The 2,639-nt window shown below is 60.1% G+C and carries 3 protein-coding genes; all 3 read right to left on the reverse strand.

The genetic code is table 11. The features are described 5' to 3' along the window. Positions 1-22 precede the first annotated feature (22 nt). From tnpC to tnpA, 3 genes are read right to left on the reverse strand one after another with little or no spacing between them, the layout of a single operon-like run. Complete coding sequence (tnpC, locus tag ACSZO1_RS22130) at positions 23-1,591, reverse strand: IS66 family transposase (protein ID WP_437616502.1); 1,569 nt, start codon at positions 1,589-1,591, stop codon at positions 23-25. A gap of 19 nt (positions 1,592-1,610) precedes the next feature. Continuing rightward, positions 1,611-1,958: an IS66 family insertion sequence element accessory protein TnpB gene (gene tnpB, locus ACSZO1_RS22135; protein WP_437616504.1), complete on the reverse strand. Its 348-nt coding sequence runs from the start codon at positions 1,956-1,958 to the stop codon at positions 1,611-1,613. Next, positions 1,955-2,560 carry an IS66-like element accessory protein TnpA gene (gene tnpA / locus ACSZO1_RS22140; RefSeq protein ID WP_437616506.1) on the reverse strand — a complete coding sequence of 202 codons (606 nt, stop codon included), beginning with the start codon at positions 2,558-2,560 and terminating at the stop codon, positions 1,955-1,957. Before tnpA ends, tnpB begins: the two co-directional genes overlap by 4 nt. Positions 2,561-2,639: the final 79 nt, after the last annotated feature.

Below are 2,639 nucleotides of genomic sequence, written 5' to 3' on the forward strand. Positions count from 1 at the left end.
GCTGGCATTAACCTGCGTCAGTTCAGGAAGTAAAAGACGTTTTCCATGGTAGCAAATCACGCACCCTGTTCACCGGCCAGTCCTGGATATGACCGATGACGTAACGCAGCCATGCTTCCGGCTCCACGCCGTTAAGCCGGCAAGTGCCGATCAGCGAGTACAGTACAGCAGCACGCTCTCCGCCCGCATCTGAACCGGCGAACAGCCAGTTTTTCCGGCCCAGGGCAACGCCGCGCAGCGCGTTTTCCGCGATGTTGTTGTCTATCTCCGCCCAACCGTTGCTGCAGTACAGGTTCAGCGCGCCCCACTGTTTCAGCACGTACGCGAACGCCTTCGCCGTATCAGAGTGGCGCGACAGCACCTTCATCTGTACCTGTATCCAGTCGTACAGAGACTGCATCAGCGGGACGCTCTGCGCTTTACGGACTGCCAGCCTTTCATCTGCCGGGCTGCCGCGTATCTCCGCCTCGATGGCATACAGCTCACCGATGCGCCTCAGCGCTTCGGTTGTGATATCGGTCGGGGTACGGACGTGAACGTCGTGGATTTTTCGCCGGGCATGGGCCATGCAGGCCGCTTCCGTGATGCGACCGTCTTCATACAGTGCGTTGTAGCCACCGTACGCGTCCGCCTGCAGGATGCCGCAGTACCCGGCAAGGTGCTGTTGTGGATGAACGCCTTTCCGGTCCGGTGAGTATGCGAACCATACCGCAGGCGGGAGCTGTGAACCCGCGTTGCGGTCATCCCGGACGTAGACCCACAGGCGGGCCGTGCGGGTTTTACCGCTGCCCGGCTCCTGCACTGGCACAGGGATATCGTCTGTATGCACCTTACCCGGCATCAGCACGTACTGCCGCAGCAGGTCGTACAGCGGCTCCAGCAGCTCGCTGACCGCACCGGACCAGCGCCCCAGCGTGGCACGGCTCAGCTCCACGCCCTGGCGACGGTATATTTCCGACTGGCGGTAGTGCGGCGTGTGCTCGGCGAACTTCGCCGTAACGATGCGTGCCAGCAGACCGGGACCTGCATAGCTGCGCTCTATGGGTTTTGAGGACATCGGGGTCTGAACGATATTGTCGCACTGACAGCAGGCCAGCTTCGGACGCTGCGTTTCGATAACCTTAAAGGCGCTACTGATGAGCTCCAGCTGCTCCGACACGTCGCAGCCCAACGCTATGAGGTTGCCGCCGCACGCCGGACAGGCGATTTCGGCGGGCGGCAGAATGCGGGTTTCGCGGGGAAGTGAGGCCGGCAGTGGTTTACGGGCGGAAGTCTGGCGCAGCGGCTGCGGGAGTGCCGGGTCATGCTGCTCACCCAGAACCTCCGCCATTTCCTCCTGCAGGGCGCTGATGCGCTCCTCAGCCTCGCGCACCTGACGCTGCGTTTTATCCCGCAGCTTTTCGGAGCTTTTTCCGAACTGCATGCGCTGCAGCTTAGCGACCAGCGCCTTCAGACGGTTGATTTCGCTGGCGTACGCAGCCACCCGCTGCGAGAGCAGGCGGTTATACTCCGCCATTTTGCGGATGGTGGCCTGCTGTTCCTGCAGCAGAGCCCTGAGGCGGGCATTTTCATCAGGGTATGAGGTGTCCATGCCTCCACTTTACAGCAGGTTATATCCGCAGACCAGGGCGTTCCGTCCGCTGCGGATGTTTCCAGTTAATACCCTCCAGCAGCATGCTCAGCTGCGCCGGCGTCAGGTGGACTTTTCCGTCGCGGGTCACCGGCCAGATGAAGCGGCCACGTTCCAGCCTTTTGGTAAACAGGCACAGGCCGTCCCGGTCGGCCCACAGCACCTTTATCATGTCGCCCCGTCGTCCCCGAAAGATAAACAGATGACCGCTGAACGGGTTCGTGCGTAGCGTGTTCTGCACTTTCGCCGCCAGCCCGTTGAAGCTGCAGCGCATATCCGTCACTCCGGCGACCAGCCAGATGCGCGAGCCAACCGGAAAGTTGATCATGCCTCACCCTCCCTGAGTTCGCTGACCAGTACGCGTAGAAGCTCTGGGGTCAGTGGCCCGGTCAGGCTCAGGCTGCCGCCCGGCAGTGTCAGCTTGCAACTGATGACCTGTGTCAGGTCTGCCGATACGGCCCCGTTGTGTCTGGATGGCGACGACAGAGGCTCCACTGTGACCGGAATGAGGGTGGCCCTGCTGGCAGGGTCCAGCAGTCCCTGTCGATGAAGGTTACGCCAGTTAAACACCAGATTATCGTTAACACCATGCTCCCGCGCCAGTTCTGCCACACAGGCACCCGGTTGCAGGCTCAGCTCCGCCATGCGAATTTTGAACTCCAGTGGCCAGTCCGGGCGGCGTTTTTTGACAGGCAGGTTTGTTTCAAGATTGAAAGCGTACAGTTCCTCTTCCAGGCGCTCGGGCGTGTATTCCACCGGCAACGGCCAGTTAATACCCGTGCGGCGGAAACGCTTGAACATTTTATGCGTGGCGGAAGTGCTGATGTTCAGTTGCTCAGCGATTTCACGGTAAGTCAGGGCATCGTTAAACCGCAAGCTCAGTGCAGTGGTGATCCAGAGTCTTCTGGTGTAAGGCGTATTTTTGTCCACGGCAGAGTCCATGTTCGCGAAAGTGTCCATGGTAGAAAACACGGGCAAAAATAAAAGACGGTCTGGATGAGACGCTTAC

It is taken from the genome of Erwinia sp. V71 (assembly GCF_965644245.1).
In the GTDB taxonomy this organism is placed as follows: domain Bacteria; phylum Pseudomonadota; class Gammaproteobacteria; order Enterobacterales; family Enterobacteriaceae; genus Erwinia.